The organism is Candidatus Pelagisphaera phototrophica, assembly GCF_014529625.1.
GTDB classification, from domain to species: Bacteria; Verrucomicrobiota; Verrucomicrobiia; order Opitutales; family Opitutaceae; genus Pelagisphaera; species Pelagisphaera phototrophica.
The window spans coordinates 251,882-277,117 of sequence record NZ_CP076039.1; the positions used below are offsets into that span (position 1 = coordinate 251,882).

26 protein-coding genes and 1 tRNA gene are annotated in these 25,236 nt (G+C 50.6%); 6 read left to right on the plus strand and 21 right to left on the minus strand.

All coding sequences use genetic code 11. The features are described 5' to 3' along the window. Nucleotides 1-2: 2 nt before the first annotated feature. Entirely contained in the window at nt 3-719 is a 717-nt protein-coding gene (locus GA004_RS01250) for a MotA/TolQ/ExbB proton channel family protein (RefSeq protein WP_283395471.1), read from the plus strand. 7 nt (nt 720-726) lie between these two features. Further along, complete coding sequence (locus GA004_RS01255; protein ID WP_283395472.1) at nt 727-1,284, plus strand: RsmD family RNA methyltransferase; 558 nt, start codon at nt 727-729, stop codon at nt 1,282-1,284. A 51-nt stretch (nt 1,285-1,335) separates the two neighbouring features. Here GA004_RS01255 and GA004_RS01260 read toward each other — a convergent pair whose 3' ends face one another. From GA004_RS01260 to GA004_RS01300, 9 genes are all read right to left on the minus strand, one after another. Then, the gene (locus GA004_RS01260; RefSeq protein ID WP_283395473.1) at nt 1,336-2,049 is read right to left on the minus strand and encodes an RsmE family RNA methyltransferase; all 714 of its coding nucleotides are present in this window, start codon (nt 2,047-2,049) and stop codon (nt 1,336-1,338) included. Nucleotides 2,050-2,056: 7 nt separating this feature from the next. Further along, nucleotides 2,057-3,976: a TRAP transporter large permease gene (locus GA004_RS01265; RefSeq protein ID WP_283395474.1), complete on the minus strand. Its 1,920-nt coding sequence runs from the start codon at nt 3,974-3,976 to the stop codon at nt 2,057-2,059. Nucleotides 3,977-4,098: 122 nt separating this feature from the next. After that, complete coding sequence (locus GA004_RS01270) at nt 4,099-5,118, minus strand: TRAP transporter substrate-binding protein (RefSeq protein WP_283395475.1); 1,020 nt, start codon at nt 5,116-5,118, stop codon at nt 4,099-4,101. Between the two features lie 187 nt (nt 5,119-5,305). Continuing rightward, nucleotides 5,306-6,217 (minus strand): TRAP transporter TatT component family protein, encoded by a 912-nt coding sequence (locus tag GA004_RS01275; protein ID WP_283395476.1) that lies wholly within the window; start codon nt 6,215-6,217, stop codon nt 5,306-5,308. Between the two features lie 102 nt (nt 6,218-6,319). After that, nucleotides 6,320-7,192: an anti-sigma factor domain-containing protein gene (locus tag GA004_RS01280; RefSeq protein ID WP_283395477.1), complete on the minus strand. Its 873-nt coding sequence runs from the start codon at nt 7,190-7,192 to the stop codon at nt 6,320-6,322. Continuing rightward, complete coding sequence (locus GA004_RS01285) at nt 7,185-7,763, minus strand: RNA polymerase sigma factor (RefSeq protein WP_283395478.1); 579 nt, start codon at nt 7,761-7,763, stop codon at nt 7,185-7,187. Before GA004_RS01285 ends, GA004_RS01280 begins: the two co-directional genes overlap by 8 nt. Before the next feature lie 8 nt (nt 7,764-7,771). Next, on the minus strand, nt 7,772-8,353 hold the full coding sequence (locus tag GA004_RS01290; RefSeq protein WP_283395479.1) for a hypothetical protein: 582 nt from the start codon (nt 8,351-8,353) through the stop codon (nt 7,772-7,774). A gap of 111 nt (nt 8,354-8,464) precedes the next feature. After that, on the minus strand, nt 8,465-9,259 hold the full coding sequence (locus GA004_RS01295; RefSeq protein ID WP_283395480.1) for an ABC transporter permease: 795 nt from the start codon (nt 9,257-9,259) through the stop codon (nt 8,465-8,467). After that, nucleotides 9,256-9,915: an ABC transporter ATP-binding protein gene (locus tag GA004_RS01300; RefSeq protein WP_283395481.1), complete on the minus strand. Its 660-nt coding sequence runs from the start codon at nt 9,913-9,915 to the stop codon at nt 9,256-9,258. The genes GA004_RS01295 and GA004_RS01300 overlap by 4 nt, the downstream gene beginning before the upstream one ends. Nucleotides 9,916-9,968: 53 nt before the next feature. Between GA004_RS01300 and GA004_RS01305 the strand changes: the two genes are divergently transcribed. After that, nucleotides 9,969-11,045, plus strand: coding sequence for a Gfo/Idh/MocA family protein (locus GA004_RS01305; protein ID WP_283395482.1), 1,077 nt, complete (start codon nt 9,969-9,971; stop codon nt 11,043-11,045). A gap of 22 nt (nt 11,046-11,067) precedes the next feature. Here the strand turns inward: GA004_RS01305 and GA004_RS01310 are convergent, their stop codons facing one another. The 6 genes from GA004_RS01310 to GA004_RS01335 form a co-directional block, all read right to left on the minus strand. Next, nucleotides 11,068-12,345 carry an immunoglobulin domain-containing protein gene (locus GA004_RS01310; protein ID WP_283395483.1) on the minus strand — a complete coding sequence of 426 codons (1,278 nt, stop codon included), beginning with the start codon at nt 12,343-12,345 and terminating at the stop codon, nt 11,068-11,070. A gap of 132 nt (nt 12,346-12,477) precedes the next feature. Beyond that, nucleotides 12,478-13,689 (minus strand): immunoglobulin domain-containing protein, encoded by a 1,212-nt coding sequence (locus tag GA004_RS01315; RefSeq protein ID WP_283395484.1) that lies wholly within the window; start codon nt 13,687-13,689, stop codon nt 12,478-12,480. A gap of 37 nt (nt 13,690-13,726) precedes the next feature. Further along, nucleotides 13,727-13,957, minus strand: a complete 231-nt coding sequence (locus tag GA004_RS01320; RefSeq protein ID WP_283395485.1) for a DUF4266 domain-containing protein — start codon at nt 13,955-13,957, stop codon at nt 13,727-13,729. Beyond that, complete coding sequence (locus GA004_RS01325; RefSeq protein WP_283395486.1) at nt 13,954-14,454, minus strand: TlpA disulfide reductase family protein; 501 nt, start codon at nt 14,452-14,454, stop codon at nt 13,954-13,956. The genes GA004_RS01320 and GA004_RS01325 overlap by 4 nt, the downstream gene beginning before the upstream one ends. Further along, nucleotides 14,432-15,412 carry an FAD:protein FMN transferase gene (locus tag GA004_RS01330; protein ID WP_283395487.1) on the minus strand — a complete coding sequence of 327 codons (981 nt, stop codon included), beginning with the start codon at nt 15,410-15,412 and terminating at the stop codon, nt 14,432-14,434. The genes GA004_RS01325 and GA004_RS01330 overlap by 23 nt, the downstream gene beginning before the upstream one ends. After that, the gene (locus GA004_RS01335; protein ID WP_283395488.1) at nt 15,412-16,575 is read right to left on the minus strand and encodes a DUF3570 domain-containing protein; all 1,164 of its coding nucleotides are present in this window, start codon (nt 16,573-16,575) and stop codon (nt 15,412-15,414) included. Before GA004_RS01335 ends, GA004_RS01330 begins: the two co-directional genes overlap by 1 nt. A gap of 244 nt (nt 16,576-16,819) precedes the next feature. On the opposite strand from GA004_RS01335, the gene GA004_RS01340 reads away from it, so the two are divergent. Then, nucleotides 16,820-17,323: a gamma-glutamylcyclotransferase family protein gene (locus tag GA004_RS01340; protein WP_283395489.1), complete on the plus strand. Its 504-nt coding sequence runs from the start codon at nt 16,820-16,822 to the stop codon at nt 17,321-17,323. Nucleotides 17,324-17,338: 15 nt separating this feature from the next. On the opposite strand, the gene GA004_RS01345 is transcribed toward GA004_RS01340, so the two are convergent. The 4 genes from GA004_RS01345 to hflK all read right to left on the minus strand — a co-directional run bounded on the left by GA004_RS01345 (nt 17,339) and on the right by hflK (nt 21,140). Further along, nucleotides 17,339-17,704, minus strand: coding sequence for a DUF3127 domain-containing protein (locus GA004_RS01345; protein ID WP_283395490.1), 366 nt, complete (start codon nt 17,702-17,704; stop codon nt 17,339-17,341). Nucleotides 17,705-17,881: 177 nt separating this feature from the next. Next, entirely contained in the window at nt 17,882-19,150 is a 1,269-nt protein-coding gene (locus tag GA004_RS01350) for a hypothetical protein (RefSeq protein ID WP_283395491.1), read from the minus strand. A gap of 30 nt (nt 19,151-19,180) precedes the next feature. Beyond that, on the minus strand, nt 19,181-20,143 hold the full coding sequence (hflC, locus tag GA004_RS01355; RefSeq protein WP_343218831.1) for a protease modulator HflC: 963 nt from the start codon (nt 20,141-20,143) through the stop codon (nt 19,181-19,183). A 4-nt stretch (nt 20,144-20,147) separates the two neighbouring features. Then, nucleotides 20,148-21,140 carry an FtsH protease activity modulator HflK gene (gene hflK, locus GA004_RS01360; RefSeq protein ID WP_283395493.1) on the minus strand — a complete coding sequence of 331 codons (993 nt, stop codon included), beginning with the start codon at nt 21,138-21,140 and terminating at the stop codon, nt 20,148-20,150. Nucleotides 21,141-21,653: 513 nt separating this feature from the next. On the opposite strand from hflK, the gene GA004_RS01365 reads away from it, so the two are divergent. After that, nucleotides 21,654-21,727 (plus strand) — tRNA-Gly (locus tag GA004_RS01365). 126 nt (nt 21,728-21,853) lie between these two features. On the opposite strand, the gene GA004_RS01370 is transcribed toward GA004_RS01365, so the two are convergent. Together GA004_RS01370 and GA004_RS01375 are read right to left on the minus strand one after the other, a co-directional pair. Further along, nucleotides 21,854-23,584, minus strand: coding sequence for a glycosyltransferase family 4 protein (locus tag GA004_RS01370; RefSeq protein WP_283395494.1), 1,731 nt, complete (start codon nt 23,582-23,584; stop codon nt 21,854-21,856). Nucleotides 23,585-23,621: 37 nt separating this feature from the next. Continuing rightward, entirely contained in the window at nt 23,622-23,798 is a 177-nt protein-coding gene (locus GA004_RS01375) for a hypothetical protein (RefSeq protein WP_283395495.1), read from the minus strand. Between the two features lie 81 nt (nt 23,799-23,879). Here GA004_RS01375 and GA004_RS01380 point away from each other — a divergent pair, with 81 nt between their 5' ends. After that, entirely contained in the window at nt 23,880-25,112 is a 1,233-nt protein-coding gene (locus GA004_RS01380; RefSeq protein ID WP_283395496.1) for a CobW family GTP-binding protein, read from the plus strand. Nucleotides 25,113-25,236 lie beyond the last annotated feature (124 nt).

The window sequence follows — 25,236 nt, forward strand, 5'->3', positions numbered from 1 at the left end:
CCATGCGCACATCAATAACACACACACTGGTCCTTTCTGGCTCCCTGCTTCTTAGCTCAGAGCTATTGGGGCAAGATGACAATGCCACCAAGGTTAAGAGCTCGACTCTGTGGAATATGATAGAGCAAGGCGGCTGGGCCATGATTCCTCTTGGGGTCTGTTCATTGGCTCTAACCTATCTTATAATCCACAGCCTTCGAGAGACCAATCCCTCACGTTTTGGCACAGAATTTTTCGGGACCCGAATGCAATCATTGTGCGGAAGCGGGAAGCTCGAAGAAGCGCTCGCTGCAGCCAAACAGGAACCTACTCTTCTAGGGAAAGCATTCACCGCGGCACTCCCAAAACTAAACGCGGAAAAGCGCGAGAAGGTAGAGGAGACTATTCAGGAACATTTTGAACTGGAAGAACACAGCATTGGACAGTGGATACACTACATTAGTGTGATTGCAACGGTTTCCCCCATGATAGGGCTGCTCGGAACGGTTAGCGGAATGATTGGGGCTTTTCAAACAATGTCCGCTGGCGGCATGGGTCGGCCGGAGCTACTAGCGGGTGACATTGGAGAGGCTCTGATTACAACCGCTACCGGTCTGTGTATTGGTATTCCTGCGATGATTGCTCACTCCTATTTCAACAATCGTCTAAATAACCAGCTCGTAGAAAACGCTCAACGGGCCAACGCCATCAGCGAAAGCTTGTTGAGCCCCCCTCGCTAGCGTCTCAATGCGTATTTCTGGCGGCAAAGCTCGAGGGGTTGAACTTCGTGTGTCCAAAAAATCTGTCCATCGTCCTGCGATGGATCGATTGCGCCAGGGGATTTTTTCGAGCTTAGGACAAACCGTAGTCGATGCTCGCGTTTGCGATCTTTATGCCGGAACCGGTTCTTATGGTCTCGAAGCCCTAAGCCGCAGTAGTGGCTACTGCTGCTTTATCGAGCTGAGCCGAAACGCCTGCACTATGATCAAGAATAATTTGCGGATTGTCGCCAAGAGTATGGGGGAGCCTACTTTAATCGCAAAAGTGATTCAGGGCGACGCGGTGAAGACCGTTGGGCAGATAGACGAAAATTACGACATCATTTTCGTGGATCCTCCTTACGATACAATTACCCATTCAGCCCCAAAACTCTTCGATGCGTTGGATCATGCATTGAGTGATAATGGCCTCGTTGTATTTGAAATGCCAGGGAACCTAGAAATCATTCCCGAAGGCTGGATTTTGAAAAAGCGACTCGGAAAGGGAAACAACCAGCCAACTGCATGCCTTTACAAAAGGGCTTGATCAATATTATCGAAACAGCCGGCTCGTAGTGGTAAATCACCAAATCGAACTCTAGCTTCGCAATCGGTGGTTCAAAAGTGCGAGACCTGCGACTACAGCGGTTTCGGTGCGAAGCGGCCGATCGCCAATATGGGCCAATTCAAATTCCTCAGCTCTCAGCGCCTTTCTTTCCGAACTCGTCCAACCGCGCTCGGAACCTATGGCAACAACAATAGAGCTTTGAGAAAATGGAATGTCTGCCAGGTGGTGCTTCGCTTCATAGTTATCTAGGGCAATCCTTTCGCCACCGCAGTCCAATTGAGTGATTGCCTCTTCAAAGGAGATTCCGAATACAACGGATGGGATACGAGTGCTGAACGCCTGGGCCGCACCCGCGACAACATGCCGCCTCCATTCTCCTGTCTTCCACAACTTCGAGTTTGCGTAGGAGGGTTCACCCCTTTCGGTCGAGACAAAGGTTAGGCTTCGTGCTCCAACCGCAGTGGCCTCTTGCAAGATCTTCCGACTGGTTTGGGGACGCGACAATCCAACGATGACGTCAATCGGTGGCAATGGCGGCTCCTCTCTGTCCAGCTCAAATTGTAGCTCAACGGATTTCTCCCTTATTCGAGAGAGAATTGCCTTTCCGCTCTTTCCATTAACTATTCCGGCATCAAAGCTGTCTCCCTCCTTTCGTCCCAGAATTTCGGTTACGTGATTGATTCGGATGTCGTTTCTTTCGAATCGAGTACCGGTTTCGTTCTTCTCGAATAAAACGATATTCATCGGTACACTACTTGAACAAGCCCGGCAGCCAAGTAGTCAAGAAAGGTACGTAAGTAATCAGCAATACTCCAATTACAAATACCGCCAATAACGGCAGAGACGCCTTGATCACCTCCGACATCGGTTTGCCAAAGCGGTAGGACGCCAAGAACAAGTTCATCCCGATAGGGGGCGTCAGGTAGCCCAATTGCAAGTTGGCGAGAAATATGATTCCTAGGTGAATAGGATCGATACCGAAAACAACACCGAGCGGAACGATGAGAGGCACAATCACAATGATGGCCGAAAAGATATCCATCAAACAGCCCACTAGTATGAGAGCTCCATTTAGCGCCAAAAGAAAAAGGAGCTTAGATTCAATCGTTGCCTGAGCCCAGTCGACCATTTGATCAGGAATCATGGCGAAGATGAGATAGTCCGTCAGACCCATAGCCACCCCCAGAATCAGCAACACCCCTCCAACGAGGAGACCGCATTCTGACATCATTTGTGGCAATTCATTCCGTATCCGTGCTTTACGGACACATCTTGCATCCACCAAGTAAAGCAGGAACGCGTAGAAGGCTGATACCGATGCGGCCTCGATCGGAGTGGCAAAGCCGCTGAACAGGGCAAACAGAGCCACGATGGGTAAGAATAATTCTCCCAACGCGCCGATAAACGCCTTTCGAATTTCCACCCAATCAAGCGGAGCTCGAACGATATTGGCTTGCGGCTGTTTCCATACACCCCAAGCGATCGTCATTAAGACCAACAGCGCTCCCGGTATCGCACCCCCCAGAAAGACATCAGTGAGCGAAAGGCTCACAAGCTTGGTGTTGGTGGCCACTACAGCGTACAGAATCAATGGCAGGCAGGGTGGGAAAAGAACCCCAAGCGAGCCCGCACCTGTAAGCATGCCAATGCTAGAGCGTTCACTGTATCCAGCAGATTGCAGCACCGGCATCAAAAGTCCTCCGAGCGCCAGGATCGTCACTCCTGAGGCTCCGGTAAATGTAGTGAAAAACGCACAGACCAGAACGGTCACGATTACCGCTCCTCCACGGACTCCACCGAATATCGAATGTATCAGCCTGATCAGGCGCTTCGATGAGTCCCCTTGAGTAAGAAAGTATCCCGCCAAAGTAAAAAGCGGAAGCGTCACCAGTAAAGGGTTACTAATAAATCCGTAAAGCGTTTGGGACTGGGTTTGGATCGTTATCTCGACTCGCTCTTCTGGGAAATACCCACTCCAACCCCAGTTCATGATCAAGGCCATACCTCCTATCGCGACATAGAGTGGCGCACCCGCGATCGTGGCCAGAATGAGCAGCACGATCATCGGCCAAACAAATCCCTCAACGTCTTCAAAGGAATGCGTACAAAAAAAGTACAGAGCGACCCCAGCCATAACCGGGATAAGGCGCAAATGCCACGAGGAACCGCTAAACCAGATTATTCTCAATCCCAGTAGAGCAAACCCCACCGGCATAACAGCCATAAATACCCACACTGGAACCCCGAAGAACAAGACTTCATCACCAATGAAACCTGTATTGATAAATTGGTAACACCCTATTCCTATGGAAAATGTCACGAAAACGGAGACTGAGGCGCTAAGTGATCGAGCCGCAGTCGCCCAAGGCCCTTTCAGGAATGCGGTAAAAGTGGAGAGAGAAAGCAGCCGATTTTCTCTCGCCGCGATCGCTCCTCCTGCCATCGCGACAAAAAGGACGAGATGCTGCAGCATTTCAGCTGATCCTGAAACTCCCGAATTGAAACGCCGCAAAGCAATTTCCAAAAGCGGGAGCACCATCATCACTCCCAAGGCAGTTGAAATCAGCCAATTTTCCGTTGAAGCCCAGATCGCGTGGCTCTTCGTAGCCCATCCCATAATTTCAGGTTGGCTATTTTGATTCGGGGAAGAGGGGTCGTCCGCATTTTCCACGAGAAATTGCTAGTGTTCGCTTATTGAAACGCAAGGGGAAAGCTAGCGTGCTAAAACGACCGACGATTCATCCGCGGCAGGAGAGAATGCTAAGACAAAAGCCTATTCTCAGTAAAAGTAGCTTAGTTAGCGCCGGCCCGGTAGTTCGTCAAAATCTGAGTCACTCGATCCCAGATCTCACCCGGTACCGTGTTGTCGCGAATATGACCATAGGCTTCCGTCGAGACGGCCTGCCATTTGCTTCTTAAGTCATCATTCATTTCCTGACTCTTCAAATTCCAACTATCAACCATGACCCTGATGGATTCTTCACTTTCGTTTCGGCCAGATGCAGTCATCTCCTTTCCCGCTTCAACCGCAGCGGCTTTCATCGCATTCTGCTCCTCAGGAGAGAATCGATTCCACATTGTCTTCGTAATCACGATCGCCCCCGTTATTGGTGCATAGTTAAAATCCAGCATGTAGGGTGCTGTGCTATAAGTCTGGCTAGCGAGCGCATAAAAAGGCGGCATAGGAACGGTGTCTATCAACCCGGTGGTCATACTGGAAACGATGTCCGTGCTGTCTATCGCTATAGGACGAAATCCCATTTTTTTTAGGAGATCCGTTTGCTTAGGGTCCCCTGCCCAGGTGAATAATTTCGACTCACGCATATCCTCGGGCGTCAAGATGGGCTTCTTGCTGAATATATGCACCCAACCGCTGTCAATCCAGCAAAGTACCACAAACCCTTTACTCAAAATTCTCTCCTCAAGCACCGGAGCCATTTTTCCCATTACATGCTCGAGCTCGCCAAAGTCTTGGTACAAGAGCGGAACCTTCTGGAATATTGCCACGCTTTCATCGATTTCAGAAAGACCGATTCCTGTGAGCAAGGCCGCGTGCAACCGATTGATCCGCATTTTTTTAATCAATTCGCTCTCGCTTCCCTGGCTTCCACCCGCATAAACGATCAAGCTTGCCTTGCCATTTGTACCCGCCTTCCAATCTTGTCCCATCTTCCGAAGGGTTTTGTCAAAGGACGTGTCTTTGGGGGCCAAGGTTGCCAGCCGCAAGGGAGCGCCCAGTCCCGAGAGAGTCGAAAATATCGCCAGTAAAGAACAGACTAGGAGGCTACGTTTGAACGGAGTTGAAAAGGTCATGATGCAGATGTCGTTCTATCGACTTAGAGAAAAGCTCAAGTTCATTGTATAATGAAACACCAGATTGCTAGAATCGTTTCATTATTTAAGCAATATCACAAACGAATAGGGCCTGCATCCTACTTACTTCGGTTGGAATCATGAATTTTGTAATCCCTTTTCACCAATTCACTTAGGGGCTCAAAACTCAAAAAAACAACCAGTCCAGTCGGGTTAAGAGCCATTTTGCTCTTCTTTGGTAAATCAAGTTGGAAAGCCGCCAATCGGGACGAGCACCCAAGTCAATTGACAGCGCCTGGTTCAGCAACGAAACGAACATTTCCTTGTCTTCTTTGGCAACTGCGACGGATTCCGCGTAGGCGACATAGATAGACGCCATATTGCCCCCTGACAGTTGCTTTGCTTTTCTGAAGTGGCTCGTTGCGCTTTCCATCGGGTTTCCCTCAACTCCGATACGACTCATTTCATAGGTGATAAAAAACCCATGCAATGTCCCAAAATCCCAATCTGGATCCAATTCAAACGCACGTTCCATTATGGCTTCCGCCAAAGCCAAATCGCCTAGGGTCGAAGGATCGTCAAGAGAGAGGGAAACCGCAGCAGCCCATGACAATCCCGTCCAGTAGAGGGTCTCGACGTTTTCTTTCGAGAGACGACTGAGCACCGATTCCGAATCCGCTCTCAAGGCTTCCTCGAATTCCGGATACGAAACTTCCAGAGCCCGCATTCCATATCGCTTCGCCCTAAAATAAAGCCCCTTTGCACGATCTCTCAGCTCGATCGACCGATCGTACTCCTCTTCTTCAACCTCATCCGCCTCAAGCTGCACCCATCCATATCCGTATTGCGTGAAACCGCTTGATAGAGCAATCAGGAGACTTTCATGCTCTGGCGTTTCAGCGAGGACGCTCTCCATCAGTTTTAGACTGAAAGGCAGCGCATCTCCAACCAGTTCAGGGTCTTCGTCTGATGTAAAGACTGTGCCAACGCCCGAGAGGGCGTCGCCAAGCTGATTCATTGCCATTTTCTTAATCGAGCAACCACTCGAAAAGACTAGGAGTGCGAATGCAATGCCGCTGTGTGTCAGGACAGGCTTCATTTCCGTGGCACTTTGATGCACGAATAGGAATTTGCAACTACTCAGTACTCAAGGAACTTGGATTATCCGAATTCGATCAGAGATTAGAGGTAATGCGAAAGACTAAATACCGCTCAAAACGATCCTTCCTTCTGGCTGGGGAGGTTTTTGTTCAGACTCCTCTGTTACAAAAAAGGATATTATCTCATCCATGTCCTTAATAGCCTCATTGGACGAGAGATCAACGAAAGCGAGTCGGCTACCTGCCTCCCCTTGCTTCAGCGTTCCCGCCCAAACGGGTTCACTATCCGGCGATGCTTTCGCCCACACATTGTAGAATTTCCCCAATCGGCTTTCGGGTATGTTTTCGATTCCTATAACGCCGATCTTGATCTTCCGGTCATAGATAGAAAAACCGCCGGCAAACGCTTCGGTATCCACTCCCCCCTCTGACTCGGGAGGAAGTCCCTCTCTCGAAAACCAGTACGCTTCAGCCAGCCCAGTCAGTTCCAAAAGGCGATCCTGGAACTCGTCCTGGTCCTGATTGCCCGCAAAGGTCGCTTTTTGCTCCGGATTCCCCAAGTCACTCAATACAATATCGCTCTCTGAACCATCCGCTAGCCTCGCCACTTGGCTGATCTCGCTGCGGTCTTCAGGATTCACGGTGAACGCAAAGAGTACCGCGATACAAGCAGCGGCAACCCAGCCACCCCACGATAGAAAATTCACGATCGGGGTCTTTTTAGAATCGCTGCCAGTCACCGCCTTTGCACGACTTGTATCCAGGTGCGACATGACATTCGAATAGATCTGGAACGAGGGTTCGAGTTGCTCGCATTCAAGTGCGTCGGCTTCATTCACCCGCTGCCACTCGTGAACCGCGGTCTGCAACTCGCGATCCGACAACACTTGGGACTCCATTTCCGAGAGTTCCGTTTCCGGAAGAGTCCCTAAAGCGTACTGTAGAGCCTTCTCTTGTAATTCTTCCTTATTCATAACAATGTGACATTAACTGTTTAAGACGCTGCATCCCTCGCCTCATGGACGTTTTTACCGTGCCTAGGGGCATTCCTAGGGCGTCTGAAATTTCCTGTTGCGTGAGTCCTTTGCTAATCGCTAGCGAAAGACTGTCTTTCTGGGCTTGAGGCAGCTTATCCAGCATTGAGCGCAATCTAACGATCTCCTCCTTGACCGCTACCGATTCTGAAGGGGATCTTTGATGCGAAAGGACTGCCTCATTTGATTGAAGTGCCGTTGGATCTTCCACAACAGACTCTGGCTTCATCCGACGCAGACGATCAATGCAAAGCCGCTTCGTTACTAAAACCGCCCAGCTAAAGGGACGAGACAACGCCGGGTTGTATCGCGGAGACGTTCTCCAAATCTTGACGAACGCATCTTGAAGCACCTCCTCGGCGACCATTCGATCGTGCAAGAACTTGAACGCGTAAGAAAAGAGAGGCCGCGAGTAGCGAGAGTAGAGCTCATCAAACGCTCCACGCTCACCGGCTGCGATACGCCGTATCAACTCAGCCTCAATGCTGGCATCATCCCTCGGTCCACTCATACCTCAAATCATTGGTCCGGCACCGGCGTGCCTAGGCTTGAAGGCAGTGAAGTCCCGCCCAAACCCGAGTCATCGAACTCCAGCTCAAAATGATCGTTCAATTCCCCGATCAGCTTAATTAAAGCCATCCGAAGCACCTCGTTATACTTGGCCGTGGTCCTTGTCTGCGACATCATCGGAAACCCCCCATCGGCGTACCTAAAGTACCCCAACTTATTCCTGCTTCGGCCCAGGGAAGTCTCCTTCAGCGACGCATTTAGCCGAACCTCGATCTCTCCGAGTCCATTGCTTCCCCACTTATGCACAAATAACTGCATTTCCGGCTGATCCTTGGGCACCCTCGCTCCAAACCGGACGATCTTGTAGGCCATCGGAAACTCCGCCAAATCCAGAACTTCGATCAAGGTCTCCTCAATATCGTAAAACCGGTCCGCCACATTTCCCTCATCATAAACATTATCGATTACGGTAATGTAGAGTACCTGATCCTGGCTCAGGTATATGAAGGGGATTTCCTTGGCGGCCTTGAGATTCGCGAGGGCCAAACCCGGTAAAACCAGGAACACCAATATGAGTCTCATTGTTTTCATTGTCGTTAGTCTAGCCGGAAACGACCTTAATCGGAATCGATTCTAGCAAAAATGAGTTCGTTGACCAGTATTCTTTGGATTCACTTTTCAAGGTGTCCACTCAACGAACTTCTAGGACAATCGATCCAAGCGAAGTCTTTGCCTCTCATCAAAGAGTCGCATTTCTAGCAATTTGAGGGCTGCTGCCATCCCAAACCCCACGCCTCCTGCGATAAAGAACCAAATGATAATCTGGTACTTAACCGCTTCCGTCGGCAAGGCCCCTGCCAAAATCTGTCCGGTCATCATTCCGGGCAGGGAAACAATTCCCGCCGTCGCCATCGAATTAACCACTGGCATGATACCCGTTCGGATGCAGTCCCGGAGATAGGGCAATATCGCCTCTCGAGACGTTTCGCCCAAAGCCAATCGCTGCTCGATGATCGCCCGATTGTCGTGCAGTGCCGACGTCAGACGATCCATGGAAAGGCTGATCGCGCTCATCGTATTGCTCATGATCATCCCAAGCAATGGGATAGCATATTGAGGTAGGTACCAGGGATCAGGCTTCACCACAACCAGAAGCCCAAAAAGCGCGATCGCGAATGAAGATACGAAAAGCGTAGAGGCCCCCAGCCCAAAAGACCTCCAGCCTTTGAGCCGCCTTTTTTGCCGGGCCATGATTTCGCTGGAGGCAACGATCAGCATAATAACCGCCATGATCGCCACATACGACAGCTCACCTTCTGCAAAGAGAAATTTTAGAACATAGCCGATCGCGAACAGCTGTACCACCAGTCGAACTGAAGCGATCGACAACGTACGAGTAACCCCCAATCGATAGTAGGCCAACAGTATTCCCAGTCCCACTACAATGGCAGCGGCGAATCCAATATCCCAAAAATCAAGTTCTATCGCGCCATTCATTTCGCCAACACCGCCCTATCCAATTCCTTTAGCGACTGGTTCTTCATTTCCAAAATACGATGCCCCAGTCTGCCAGCCTGATCTTTACTATGCGTAACCCAAAGAGTTGGGGCTGACTCTTCCCCGATATAATCCAGTAACACTTTTTCCACTACACTCGAGCTATTTTCATCCAAATTGGCCGTTGGTTCGTCCAGCAAAAGGACCTCTGGAGATCGATCCAGCATTCTTAGAATTCCCAATCGCTGCCGTTCCCCCATCGACAGGCGGCTCGGGGCCCATTCACCCGCATCATGGGGTAAGTTTACCTTGTCTAAATCTTCTCGGCTCAGGGGTTTTGAGAAGTGAAGATCCACGGTTTCCTCCCACCATAGGACCTCAGCAGCCAAATATCCCACCCGCTTTCTCCATTCCGGAGGACTAAAACTCTCTCGTCCCTTTCCCCAAAGAGAAACCTCGCCTTCATTGACGATCAAATCCGCGATCGCTCTCAATAAAAGTGACTTCCCCGATCCCGAATCACCGAGAAGGCAGACCACCTCACTTTCAGCGACGGATAAATCTAGATGCTCCCATTCGATGAAACTCAAATTTTGAATGTTCAACCCCTCCATCTCGCTAGTCATCTCTATCGTACTCCAAACAGTCGAACCCATCTGTGGCAAGGGATAGTTGCCAATCTGAAAAGATCTCTTTCTAATCCAGCCCAATGAGCAATTCCATACGACTAGGCATCGCAGGAGCACGATTCGGCGAAAAGCATGCCGCGGCTTTCAGCAAAATCGAAGGAATCGAATTGACGGGTATCGCTGATTTGGACGAAGAAAAACGTAACTCGTTATTCAATACATACGGCTTCAAACGGCAATTCGAGTCTTACCAATCCCTAATCGAGTCCGAAAGCCTAGACGCCATTGTTATCTGCCTACCCTCCCATCTGCATGAACGGGCGATCAGCACTGCCTTCGACGCTGACATACATGTTCTATGCGAAAAGCCGCCAGCGGTCAACGAAAGTGAAATGTCCCGCATCGTTTCTTCAGCCGGGTTTTGTGGAAAGACATTCATGTGGGCACGGCAGCAACGCTTTTCGCCTGAAATCAAAACGGCTCGCGAGCTAGTCGCTGAAGGGGCGCTGGGAGATGTCTATCGAGGTGAAGCCTCATGGCACTGGGGTTGGTGGCCCTTTGCTAACAACAACTGGAGAGGCAGCCGCGAAGAAGGAGGGGGAGCACTTTTGGAACTTGGTATCCACATGATCGATTCACTTTGGTACGTAATGGGATGTCCTGATCCAGTAGAAGCGATGGCCTCAAGCCACAGTCTCTTTCTCAAAGATCACGTACCCGATCCCGACTTCGTCGCAGAGGATTCCGTTTTCGGAATGGTCCGTTTCAAGAACGGCGCTAGCCTCAATTTCTCGTCCATGTTCTTTGGGCATGTCGAAGGTCCAAAATCACACTGGGGTGCTCCTACCGAACAATCCATCCGGCTTTTCGGCACCAAAGGATCCGTTGATCTGGTCCAAGGGGAACTCACACAGGCCGCGAAACCCGAAGCCTTGGTCAAGTCCTACGCCAGCCCCACAAGCGAAGCTGAGTGGTTCATCCTCCAAGCCCAAGAATTCCTCGATTCAATCATAGAATCACGGGAGCCTGAGAACAATGGCAAGCAGGGTCTCACCTTGATGAGGGTGCTCGATGCCCTCGCTCAGTCCGCAAAGGAAAAAAGAGCGGTCCCTATCAAAGCCACCCGTTCGCTCGAGGATCTTTTTGGCGGGCTCTAGCGATAACCCGCCCTCCCCAAACTCATTCAACCACGAACAGCTCGATAAGCCCCACACCTTCGGTGTCACCGACCCCAGAGAGCTGGAACGTGTACACGCCCTCGTTAAGGGTCAGCAACAGAGCAGCGTCTTTTGATCCGGCCGCAAGCGGCTTGTTGAGAGAGATTAATGCAGCTTCCAGTTCAACAGCGTTGCTGTCTTCCTCCCAATTGTCATTGGTCACAAGCATTTGGCTTCTGATGGGCGTTTCATCAAAGAGCGTCTGAAATACCCTGAGTTCAGGATCTGCGAGGGCACCCGGCACACCTTCCGCCGCAAGCTGAGGACCTAGACCGCGGACAAGCACCGTCTTGGTCGAGCCACCGAGTACCGTAAGCCCTCCAATCATGATGTCGCCGCCCGCGCCAACCAGTCCACGAGTAGCTAAATTGACCAAATCAGCTGACGCATCGTCGATCGTTAGGGCCCCGCCGCCTGAAGTCGCAGTGCCTGCGCTATTTCCAACTCTCACTGAATAAACACCTTCGTCGGCCGCTGACACGTTTTGAATGATCAAAGTCATACCCGTCTCACCAGCTAGCTCGACGTTATCTTTTAACCATTGAACGGAATCAACCACTCCACTCGATTCAAAGAAGAACTGAGCACGACCGCCTACAGGAACACGCGTTGCAACTGGATCACGCACAATTTCGGGGAGAACTAGCGGCACCTCGATGCTGATTGTGTACCATCCACCTTCACTGGAACCTTGGGCGTCATAAGCCTTTACGCCCAATACATTTTGATTCGAGTAGAACCCATCAGGCTCCAGAGTTGCGATTCGGCTGGGGGTGGTTGGGGCACCTGTCAAAATCAAAAACTGGCTCTTAATACGGTAGAATTTATTAACTCCCCCTGGACCACCCACTCGCTCAAATGGACCTTCAAAAATCTCTCCTGGCTTATCGCTTACAAAATCCAGCCCATCTACAAGATCGCTGGCAAAATCAATTTCCCAATAGTCAACCAGCGCCCCTTCTAGTTGAACAGATAGACTTACTGGTTCGCCAACTTCTACATTTTTAAAATCGACATTATTTGTGGAAGATCCCGAGTCTCTGCTGGTGACTAAGCCAGTCGCTCCTGCCGTCGCATGAAAAACCCCCATGGCCGTGGCTACATACGTCGTCAGCCTGACAACCTGGGAAAAGGGTTGGCTTAGAGCCTTCTCCAATACCACCAATAATCGAACCGCTGGCGAACGCTGCAAGAGCATACCCAGCATCAGGATAGCGAACTGGGCACGGACAAGTCTCACTTTTAGGTTAAAGATGTTCAACATATTCGAGCGTTGCTCCGACTCATTTAGTAAGGGCTAAACAGAAAAGAGACAAAATAGGTGATGTAAGTTAACAACCGCTGTTATCAATAAATGCGCAAAGTTCAGATCCTAAAGACTAATCTCTTCAACCACAAAGAGCTCGATGAGTCCAACCCCTTCCGTACCGCCAGCCCCGGAGAGCTGGAACGTGTACACGCCCTCGTTAAGGGTCAGTAGCAGCGCGGCGTCCTTCGAATCGGCTACCAGAGGCTTGTTTTGTGCCGTCAATGCCGTTGCCAGCTCATCAGCATTGGAACCATCTTCCCAATCGTCATTGGTCACAAGCAACTGGCTTCGAATGGGCGTCTCATCAAAGAGTGTCTGAAAGACCTTTAGTTCCGGATCAGCCAAAGCTCCCGGCACACCATCTGCAGTCAATTGTGGTCCAAGACCGCGTACCAGCACAGTCTTAGTCGAGCCCCCAAGCACCGTAAGGCCTCCAATCATTATGTCGCCACCCGCCCCAACCAATCCACGTGTTGCCAGATTCACCAAATCCGCAGTGGCCGCGTCATCGATCGTCAGGCTCCCTCCCTCAGATTTCGCTGATCCTGCAGCATTAGAGACTTGAACCGAATAGACCCCTTCAACAGTGGGGGAAGCATCCTTAATAATTAGCGTCTGACCCGTCTCGCCCGCGAGAGCGACATCGTCTTTGAGCCATTGGACGGAGTCCACCACTCCGCTCGACTCGAAGAAGAACTGTGCACGACCTCCCATAGGCACCCGTGTCGAACTGGGTTTGCGCAAAATTGTTGGAGGATCAGGAAGCGGGGATTCGGCAACTACAATGGTAATGGTAGTGGCGGTAGTCGTTTGACGCGTCTGGTTTGAGCCATTCCAAGCCTGGGCGATAACATTATACGTTCCCGCCGTCGTCGGCGTTCCCACAATCGCCACGGAATCCTCGGTATTTATATTGTTACCGACCAATCCGGGAATGCTTAGACCTGGGGGGATATCCCCTGTGACGCGCCATGACGACGCTGCGGATGGCGTTCCCGTTATATCAAAAACTAGAGAGAACCCCTCACCGACAGTCGCAACCGCAGGCGAAGCAGGATTAATCTGATAAGTGGTCGCTCCCGCCGTCGCGTGGAACAGCCCCATACTGGTCGCTACCCAGGTAGTCATCTTTACTATTTTCGCAACGGGGGCCGAAAGGGCCCGCTCGAACTGTAGTACGTATTTAACGACTGGTGTGCGCTGGAGTAGAGCGACTAGGATAAAAATGCCCAGCTGAGCACGAGCGAGTTTCATTTGGATCCACATTAGATTCATATCGTATCTTTATTTAAGGGTTCGACGAAAATCAATGCTAGTTACAACCGCAACCGCCGCCGCCTACACCTTCGCCGCCCGTTGAGGCTTCGCGAGAAAATTGTATATGGGAATTCATTACGGATGCCAGCTCATCACGATCGGAACGCATCGTATAGTCCGACAGATTCCCTTTCTGATAGGGTTCAACCGTGGTGCAACCCACGCTAAAAACGATGAGGGCAACAAAGGTGGCCCAAGCGGAAATCTTTTTGAATATCTGTTTCATTCTGCTAATAGTGCTTGAATTTGATGGGTCAAATTTTCTGCCGACTTCTTGCCATGCCACCCCTCATGCGCAAATCGGATAACGCCTTTGCGATCCACTAAAAAGGAAGACGGCATAACACTGATTTCTGCCGCTTTCACCAACTGCTGCCCGGCATCGTGCGGCGTCGCAAAGCTCGGCTTTTGCTTGTCAAGGAAACGTTGCATCTGATTTGCCTTTTGGTCCACGCTCACGGCGACTATTTGGAACCCCTCATCCTTGAAGTTCTGGTACAATTTCTCCATTTCCGGGAAAGCCGCTTTGCAAGGAGCACACCAGGAAGCCCAGAAGTCCACGAGCGTCACTTTTCCCTCCATTTCCGGCACTTCCCCTTCGAGAGCGAAACCTTCCAAAGTTGACGGTAAATCCGTACCCGAACCCCACCCTTCGGCTTGGACCCACGACACACAGGACAAAGCGGCTATTGCCGTCAGACTAATTTTCAACCAGATTTTCATAGAATTTAGATGTTTGCTGTATCCCAGAATTCATGACAATGCACCCTTCTGCGCCAAAAGTTCCTTCCACCAGTTTCAACCCTTCTTCCTCGCCCAAGACAAATACCGTGGTGGAAAGGACTCCTGCCTCTAGACAGGAATTTGCGGTGATAGTTACCGCTAAAATGCCATTGATAACCGGCCGGCCAGAGCGAGGATCTAAAATATGCCCGAACCGTTGCCCGCTATGCTCAAAGAAACGGCGATAGTCCCCAGAGGTCGCAATCCCCAAATTAATGGCGGCCAGACTGCCCCACGAGGATCCGGGGATTTCCGGATTCTCTAGACCAATGTGCCAGGCTGGGCCGTTAGGAGGCCTTCCGATTGCGTGAATGTCTCTGCCAAAGTCCACGAGGCAACCCGTCAAGCCATTTCCCACCGCGATGGCCGCCACTTTATCCACGGCATACTCCTTGCCGAAGCCTCCCAAATCCAATGACATCCCTTTTTCCGGTAGAAATACACCTCCTGGCTTTCGTTCAACCTTTCTCCATCCCACCAGAGACCGCACGCTTTCGACCTCGGTATCGGATGGCAGTTGTGTGTGGGTTCTCCGGTAGTCCCATAGATGAATGAGCGGCAGCATCGTGGGGTCCAAAACTCCTTGAGTCATGAAGTGCAAATCGTCGCAAATCGCGAAAATAGACTCTACTTCTGTATCGATCTCAGTCCACGCAACGCCCGCATTCCGGTTGATCTCACTAATGAGACTATTATCCCTAAACCGTGAATACTTGGTTTCAAAATTAGCTACCCATTGCACCGCCTCTTTTGAAAAAGCTGCAGCCTGGTCATTGCTTCTCGCGGAAAACTGTACCCTACAATCCGTTCCCAAGGCCTTGAATCGCAAATCGTACAAGCTACGCTTCGGGTCGAATGAAACCCGAGCATCAACTTTCATTGCCGCTGGTTTCTCCATTAGAACCATAGTGACGCACCCAACGTTATAATATCCGCATCTGCAAAAGCAGACTGCGGCGTTTCATCTTTTCCTTCCATCTCATAACGCTCAAAAGCCGCATCGACACTAAAGCGATCCCCAAAATTGTAGATCACTTTCACCCCGTAAGTGTGGGTGTCGAACTTCGCCAGCCGGTAGTCTGCGGAATAAAAGGGGGCTACACCTTTGAGGGAGGCACGAGGGTCAATTACGGTTCCAGTCAAATCAAGCGTGTAGAAATCCGCTGAATTTTGGGTATAGTAACGGTATTTCGGGCGAATAATCAGATTCTCCCCAATTTTCTGATACCACTCCAGGTCAAAGGTACTGCTCTCCACTCCCCAGCTGTCATTGAAATAACGATAATCGAAATCCAGACTGCCTCCCGCTTGATCGAAAAAGCGCTTTACGTTGAGAAACCATATATGCCGCGTTCGGTCTGTAGGTCGGTTCTCCGCGAACGTCAGAGGTAGGGAGAGACCTGGGAGAATTTCCGTTTCCCGCCGGATAATTTTATAAGGATCACTCAAGTATCCGCTGACATCACTGTATGTGTAATTTAGAGCTACAATCGTGTTCGGATCGACTACCTGGCTTATCCCGAGAAAATAGTCGTAGCTCTCTTTTTCCCGATGCTCGCTAAAGAAGGTCGGTCGAACATCGTCGTCAATGAACGATATGCCATAGCTTAGACCCGTGTTGCGCTTGTTGTACTCAGACGTTTGCGAATACGCGTAACCTCTAGATAGAAAGTCGCTTTCCGAACTATGCGAATACTGAAAGGTCGATTTGTGGATTCCCCGGGTCCAGTCCAAGTCGATCACTCCTGCTTCTCGAACATCGGTGAGATTGGAAAGCGGAACGTTAACGCCATCATCCGCAGGAGCGCCACTTGGCGTCGCCCCCGATATCGCATCGTGAACCCCGTGACCTTTGAGAGTGATCTGGTTGCTCACCTTCTTCTCAAAACCCATGTAACGAGAGATCACCCGAATTCGGTCATTGTCCTCGCTGTAGTCCTGCCACTTGACTGAAATGTGGTCTTCGGCATTCGAAACTCTGGCCCCGAACAAGTACAGATAGCCCGCAAAAACGAAAATTCGCACAGATCGGGGGAGAGAAAGAAAGATTGGTCGGCTCATGACGAGTCAATTGATAAGAGAAAAGCGATATCGAGCTTCTACGCGCGGGCAAGAGGCCCCGGTTTCAGCAAATGCTATGGAATCTGCAAAAAGCATCAGCTGTGACGAGCCTGATACACTCGCGGTTCCACTGTTTACGGCCTTTTAAAAAATTTATAGCGGGACATTACTCGGGCCTCCATGCCAATATCCTTACGCTTACCAGGGCAACCCGTTCCTGCTACGGTATCTGTCGCGAGTAACTGTGGATTCTCCTAAAAACCAATACCTGTTTGTCTACGGCACCCTTCGAAGTGACCAACCAGAGCACCGAACCCATAGTCCACGGTCCCTATCTCGCTCGATCGCCTCCGTCACGGGAACGCTTTACGAGCTAGACGAAGGTTATCCCCTATTAATCGTGCCTGCTACTTCAATCGTTTTGCCCGCTAGCCGAGACTGGCTAAGAGACTGGAATCAGGCTACTATGTTCGACTTGGCAACCATTCCGGACCCTTCCCAAGAACGATCTTCCCACATCTGGGGAGAATTGATCGAAATACCCCTCGAGCCAGATGCCTTGACCAAACCTGACAAGTGGGAAGGGTTCAGTCTCGATCGTCCAAGCATCTATCAACGGGTAATCATCCCGGCAGCTCTCGCAGATGGGAGGATGGTGGCCGCCTGGGCTTATGTCACGACACAAATCCCAACCACCGCTAAACTCATTCCGGATGGATTTTGGGAGCGCCCTGAGAAGCTCCGTTGAAACAGGGGCCAATGATTAGAAGGGAGATTCTTCCAGGTCGTCTAGATTACCGTCACCAGATTCGCCAGTTACCTGAGCGAGATTGCTGTCCACTTCACCGCCACCGTTCTCAATACGCCAAGCCTGCAGGTTCACGTAATACTTCCCTTTGTATTCGTTTCCTCGAATGTTAAAGCTGACTTTTACGCGGTCACCAGTGCGAACTTTTTCGAGAAGTTCGATTTTGTCCTTCGTACACTCGAATTTTACGTCTTGAGGAAATTTCTCTTCAGATGTGACCACAAATTCGCGTTTTTGAAACCCACTTCCGAAGGTTTGCGTGTCCTCTATCAATTTAACGGTGCCTTCCAATTCGTACATGAGAATTATCATGCAACTCATTCAATCGATGTTAAGCAAAAAGTAGCCAGGTAACTCATCTAATCTTGATCGCTTTTGCCCGGCCACCTGAACTTCCATCATATCCATAGGCTTCCGCTGGATGTCTGGCTGGGGCTTTAGGGGACCTCGAAACGCTGATCTCCAAACAAAGATCGAGGGTGGGCACCCCACGCTTATTTAGTAAACCGTATTGACTAGGGAGGAAAGTCTAACGCTCTCGCTCAATGCGTCGCTAGAATCCAAATACGAATGCACTTTTTCAGGAGCGATCACAGACCAGCCCTGCAGTGCTCCAAACAATGCCGCCTCGCGATCTAAGCTGGCGACTCCATAGGCCAATTCCGCAAAGCGAACCGTACTATCAAAGTCGTCGTGTCCTATCTCGTAAAGGGAATCGTAATACGCATCATATCTTGAAGCGGATGACTCTATCGTGGCGAGCCAGGAAATGGAGACGTCCGGATTCCGTCGCGCAAACAATCGAGCACTTTCCGAAGCAACGGAGTCACGCTTAAAGGGACTCTGAAGATTCGAATGAAATCGCTCAAGATCCTGGTACACCTCATTCAAAATGAGGTCTTTCGCTATGAAGCGTGCCCCTTTACTGGTGACTTGATCCTGATTCTCCAATGTCCAAGTCATCGCTCCTCTTGAATCCCGCTGTGCCCATTCGTCGATGACTGCATCCATGATCGCAGAGTCCACTAGGTCGTCGCTGGTAAAGTCGAGCTGGTTTAGGGTCTGAGCAGGATTTTCCGATACAACGTGAAACGCAATCAAGCTCGCAAGTTCCAATCTAAGTCCCGGCTCCATCACCGTTTTCAACAAGTCCGCAGCGAGCTGGTAATTTCGCTGTTCCGACAAGACCACTTCAAGCGTTCCGTGAAACATCTCATTCTGCAAATCGCGGTCGATGTATTCACCGCTGTCGTCGATCCAAGCAGAATCAATCCAGTCCCAGGCAGACACGGCATCATATTTCGCCCAACCACCGGAAAGAGCGGTGGCCAGACGGGCTTTTTCAGAGGGAGTCAGGGAATAGAGCAACTCCAGAGCCCTTCTTGGGTCTTGGGATGCAATGGATTGCAGAGCCAGACCCGCAGCCTCAAAGGCGCGGCGATCCTCCAGATCAAATGAAAGCGCCTCGATATAAAATTCCTCCAGCTCGTCCAGGCTTAGAGCCGATAGCTTTCTCCCAAGAGTAAAGCCGCCTTCCTTTTCCTGCGATTCTAGAAACGAGCCAACAATCGCCTCCATCTGCCCAACGATCGGGCGCTCAGGAATCTCATCAACAGGGCTCAAGTCCTCTACCGGCTCAGCGGATTGAGCCACGAACGAACGTTTAGTCCGTGTATCCTGAACCAGCTGGTCTGCCCAACGGGCAAGCAGAAAGCCGATCGAGCTAACTCCCAGAAAAGCGATAACTACTTTGATAAAATTCAGCACCGCTACCCTCCGGCAAGAATTTAAAATAAACTACTGGTTTGGCTCAATTTCTTTGAGAAACTTAAAGAGGTCGCTGTTGGTTGAAAGGATTAAAGTCGTTTCGCGATCAAACATCTGCTCGTAAGTCTCGAGCGTCTTTATAAACTCGTAGTACTCAACAGACTTTGCACTTTTGTTGAATGCACTCGCATAAATCTCAGTTGCCTTAGCATCTGCCTCTCCTCGAATCGTCTGCACTTGTTTGTACGCTACCGATTCAATTTCCTGCAGGTCTTTCTCCCGCTTACCTGTGATCTTAGCTGCTTCACCAGCACCTTCTGAACGGAAACGCTCCGCGATTTGCTGACGCTCGCTGATCATGCGCTGAAAGATGTTCTGCTGTACGCTGTTGTTGTAATTAATGCGCTTGAATCGCACATCCAAAAGTTCGATACCGAAGTCCGTCAATTTCGAGGCCGCGTTTTCAAAGATCTCCTTTTCGATCATTGCCCGGCCCGATGTAATGGGGTTTAGAATCCCAATATTCCCCGGAGCGTCCGCCAAAGTAGCGTCTTGGTTAGGCTCGCGATCTTTGGTCGTGCGAATAACTTCTATCAGCTCGTGCTTGGCGATGGCGTTAAGGGTTTCGCTTCGCAGAATATCGTTCAGTCTAGACTGGGCGCTACGCTCGTCTCTCAAGCGTAGAAAATATTGCTTAGCATCACTGATCCGCCAGCGACCGAAAGTGTCTACCGAAATATAGGTTTTATCCTTGGTCGGCATTTCCGTGGGAATCCCGTCCCACTCGAGTATCCGCTTTTCGATCATGTTAACCTCCTGAACGAAGGGAGTCCGAAAATGGAGACCCGCTTCGGTGATCGGCTCTCCAACTGGTTTTCCGAACTGCGTGATGATCGCCTGTTTGGTCTCTGGCACGGTGTAAGCCGATGCGAAGAGAACTACCAATGCAGCGAGTGCGCCGACAATAATTAATAGACCTGCTAATTTTTTCATCATTCTAGCGATTCTGAGTGTTCTCGTTGAGCTGCAAAAGCGGAAGGATTTGCTGAGCCTCCGCATCGATCACTATCTTTTTCCCCAGACTGGGGACTACGCTCTGCATAGTTTCGAGGTATAGGCGACGCTTCGTCACTTCCGGAGCTTTAAGATACTCCCTTAAAATGGCGTTAAAACGGGCGACATCCCCTTCGGCTTCATTCACTCGCTTGAGCGCGTACCCTTCGGCTGCCTGGATCTTTTGGTCCGCTTCTCCGCGTGCTCGAGGAATCACCTTGTTGTATTCACCGTTGGCAATGTTGATCATCTGCTCACGCTCCTGCTGTGCCTGATTGACTTCGTTAAATGAATTCTGGACCGGCTGCGGCGGATTCACGTTGTTGAGCTGGACCTGGTCTACGTTCAAACCGAGCTCGTACTTGTCCACCAGCGTCTGCATCTCGATAAGGGCCTCGCTCGCAATCTCCTGCCGGCCAATAGTAATGACCTCATCGACCGTCCGGTCACCAATGACCGTCCGCATGACCGACTCTGATATATCTCGAAGCGTCCCTTTAGGCTCCCTGACCTTGAAAAGAAAAAGCTGGGGATCCTCGACACGATACTGGACGCTCCATTCGACTGTCGCGGCATTGAGATCTCCCGTCACCATGCTGCGCTCAAAGCTTCGTTCCGTCTGCGAAGGATTGAACTGACTCGGATCGTTCGCCCCTCTAGTCGCGAATCCAAACTCCTGCTTGAGCTGACGCTCGACCTGGACAATTTCGTAAGTGTCGATCCCGAACGGTAGCTTTATATGCAGACCGGGATCAACCGTCTTGATGTACTTGCCAAAGCGAAGAACGACTCCCTGCGACTCGGCCTGTATGGTGTACAGCATGGAGTAAGCTGCCGTTATCACTATAATCGCTACAAGGATCCATAGGATTGAACCCACTTTAGCCCGAAACTCCTTCAAACTGTTTGGTATCTGAAACTCTATATTCTCGCCCATTCCCCGATACTTCAGCTAAGACGTCTCAACGCAACGCGAATCTCAACGTTCCGAGAAAAGCCTACAGCAACCTACTTTCTTGAGGGAAACCAGTTCTTTTCTAGCCGCCTTAGAGCTCAATCCAGCCCTCCAGATACAAGAAGAGCCGGCGATTTGAGATCGCCGGCCTAGGAATCCAACTCTTGTGTGTGAGAAAAAGTCCCCAAAGAATTTAGCCTGCTATTACCCTAGCTGTCTCCGAGGAGACGATTCAATGGTTTCTTAACTCCATTATCAACCTACACTAGCCTAGAATTTTGTCTATCAGTGCCGCTGGCGCTTCATCCTAGTAATTAGTACGTAGGACTTAATTCAATACCCTCCACAGGGCATATTGGGCAATAAGAGAGTCGCCTGAAAGCGATCACTTGCTTGGAAATCACTCTTTCCCTCCTTCGTCCGAATCCAAAACTCCCCTCGAAAAGGACTTGACCTAAGCAAAATCAGATCGATGTTTGACCACTCGATTCTATCGCGGGTGTAGTTTAGTGGTAGAACCCCAGCCTTCCAAGCTGGTTGCGTCAGTTCGATTCTGTCCACCCGCACCATTTTTCGCTCCAGCGGAAAAAGATACTCTTGCTAACCAAGCCGAGAATTGGGCAGCGACCTTCTGATAGCCAAGCCCGTCCTCACCGAGCGAACGCGAGAACTCGCTAAGCGAGCAACCAAGCGGTTCACTCCCAATGTATTCCAGCTAGCTTAACTGCCAGCTCCCGTTCATCGCCATTGTCGTCGCGATCGTTCGGTCTAAACCAATAATTACTGTCGATTTTCAATTGAACGAGTTCTTTACTGCTCTCCTTTAACGTAATAGGAATCCTAAGGCTTGACCTGCCTGCAAAACGAAAATCGCCCAGTTCGATTCCTTGCAACGCCACCCTAAATCTAAAGTCATCCCCATGAGGAAGCGGGGGGGCTTCAATCTCTAAAATGAGTCCTTCCGACCCTTCGGGGACCCAAAGCCATTCCCGATAATTTGGGACAATCCATCCGTCTCCGTAGCGACCGTTAAAGCTGCTTGCACGGTCGCCCTTGCTCCGCAGTGCGTTCCAGATAGACCTAGCCAGCGGCGGTGATTTCAATGCGGCTACGAGCAATGCGACCAGTCCCGATAACGATTTCCCCGCTCGCAAACTGCGCTCGCTAACCATTCCCCAGTGCCTAGTAGACTCACATCGGCTGTTAGTCTTGGCTAAACGGCTACTTTCCAGCGGAGTCGGATCCAGTCCACAGGTTTTCCGATAGAGATCATAGGTTTGGCGGGCAATCGCTTCGCTCGAGAACCGCGTCAACTGTGCTTCGCCTTTTGCCCGCAAACTCTCCAACAACCGATCGTCCCCAAGCACCGATAACACTTTGTCAGCAATATCCTTAGAACTACAGGGATCAAAGGTGACAACCGCCTCACCTCCAATTTCAACCAAGGGCTCGATATCGGAGCAAACAACCGGCGCCCCGGATTCGATCGCTTCCGCCACGGGCATCCCGAAGCCTTCAAATAGCGACGGGTAAACGAGCGCTTTCGCACGCTCGTACAGACAACGAATTTCGGTGGGAGTACGGTATCCTATGTGCAGGATGAACTCCTCTAAACCAAGCGATCTAATCTTCTTTGCTGCAGGGTGTTCCTGGTCAAACTTGCCGCCCGTAAAGATCATTCTCAAATTAGGCATCGACTCCTGGATGAAGGGGAAAGCCTCAACGAGTTTGAGATGGTTCTTATGGGGCCAGCCATGGGAGGGGAAAAACAAATACTCGAAATCGATCCCCATTTTTCGGAGGATTCTATCCTCTTTGGATTTGGACAATCGATCCGTAGGGCTTCCACTGGGTATATTCCAAATTGAGGTTACGCTCTCCGGCTTCAAGCCATATTGGGCTATAATATCACGTTTCACGAAACCCGATACGCTGATTACTGCTTCGGAAGCATGGATCGACGTCAGGTACCTCGCATTCCGCGCAGCAATTTCCACCTCGTCAAAGTGATGCGGCAAATGGATGTGCTGCAAATCATGAATCGTGAGAATATTCCGATAGTCCAGTAACTCGTCATGCACATAGCCCCCAATTGAATGGACGAGATCGACGTTCAAGGTTCGCGGGGGGTGCTCAGATCCATCAAGAGCCACAACCCCTAGTCTTCCCAGTTTCCCGCTAGGCCGACCTTCCGATCGGTCATAACTGACTCGCTCAGGAACCAGAGCAAACCGGTCGCTGTCGATCAGCACCATATTCAGTTCTGACTCGAACAGCCAATCTTGAAAAGCTCTATCGGGGCAGTATAGGTAGAACGTGTCCTTACGGCTAACCTTCGCAAGAGCTGCAACCAGCTCATAGGCCATTTGTTCCAATCCACCGGCATGGCCCAATACCATCCAGCGCAAATCGAGAAGTATATCCATACGGTCGATCTTAATAACTACCTAGGCCAGTATCGTATTATTCCAAAAGTGGATCATAGAGAATATTCTGCAATGCCGTGAAAAAGGTCGGATTGAAATTTCGACCGCAAGTATCCAAACCCCCATAAAACCATGCAATTGCGAACAAACAAGGCAAGCCTCCGCTCGCCCATCCGTCCTGATTGAAAGCCAACGACATCATGGATAGTTCCATGTGCCAGGCTTCTAAAAATCGAATTCAAACCGAACTTCCCGCTTTTCATTCCTCGTCCGGCCTTGCACCTTAAGCCCTAACATGCCCACGCCTGACAGAATCGGCCGACTTCCTGTGACTCCCCTATCCGGGTTTCTCGGCGCCGGCAAAACCACTTTGCTCAACCACCTCGTACGAAATGCCGCTGGGGAGCGGATCGCCATCATCGTCAACGATATCGGCGAGGTAAACATTGATGCCTCGCTCATCCGGTCAGAAGTCCGCCAGCTAGATGGAGCCATCGACCAGGTTGTGGAACTCAGCGGAGGTTGCATCTGTTGCTCCATCCAAGATGATCTCGTCGCCGCCCTCTGGGAGCTCACCCAAAACCGCCAGATCGACCGACTCGTCATTGAGTCAACCGGTGTTGCCGAGCCGTTATCCATCGCCCAGACCTTCTTTGCCGACGACATCACAGGTCGCCCTCTTGAGGACAGTGCCTGTATAGACTCTCTTGTTACTATCGTAGATTCTCCTTTTTTCCTGTGCGAGTGGAAGGCCCACGATGAAAAAGGAACCCAGCGAACGCTCCTTCGCCAAGAGGACGATCGCCCAATTTTCGAACTACTCATCGAGCAGGTAGAATGTGCCGACATCCTCGTAGCCAATAAGATCGACCTACTAGACGGACAGGAACTCCATGAGCTCGAAGCTATTCTATCTAGCCTCAACGATCGGGCCGAAATGATAAAAGCGACCCAAGGAAAGGTCGACACAGAGAAAATTCTTGGAAGGCAGCAGTTCAATCCGAAGAGCACGCTATCAGGAGCGAACTGGCTGCGCTACCTCGAAACCAGCGAGCCAGAGAAGCCTGACATCGCCCGATTCCGCAAAACGGAGATTTCTCCGTCCACCCTTATTCAACCTCGCCTCAGCGCCGCGATCGGGGACAAAGAACATGCGGCCCGACTGGTGGATACTTACGTTTATCGAGCACGCAAGCCTCTGAACGCCGATCGTTTTGCCCACGTAATCAACAAATCGATACCGGGTCTGCTAAGGGCCAAAGGCTATTGCTGGATCGAAGGACAGGATGATGCCGTCGGCTTTCTCTCGATTACCGGTTCCACGAGCCGTTGCGACTTTCTCGGAAAATGGTGGGCCGCTGCTCTCGAGAACGGCAAAATCGACCGTTCCCAAATTCCCCCAGAAGTTGAACGCAAATGGGAACCCCCTTATGGAGACCGCCGACAGGAACTTGTCTTCATCGGCATCAATCTGGACGGGCCTTCAATCAAGAACCAGATAGACAACTGCCTGATTGAGTGTAGTTGAAACGTCCCGAGAGCTGGCTTCTCCATCCCGTTCTCACTCAAAGTTCATACTCTCTTCAATTTGCTGATTTAGGATCAGTAAAGCGTCTAGTTGAGGAGTAGATGCTTTAGAATTTAATTATCTT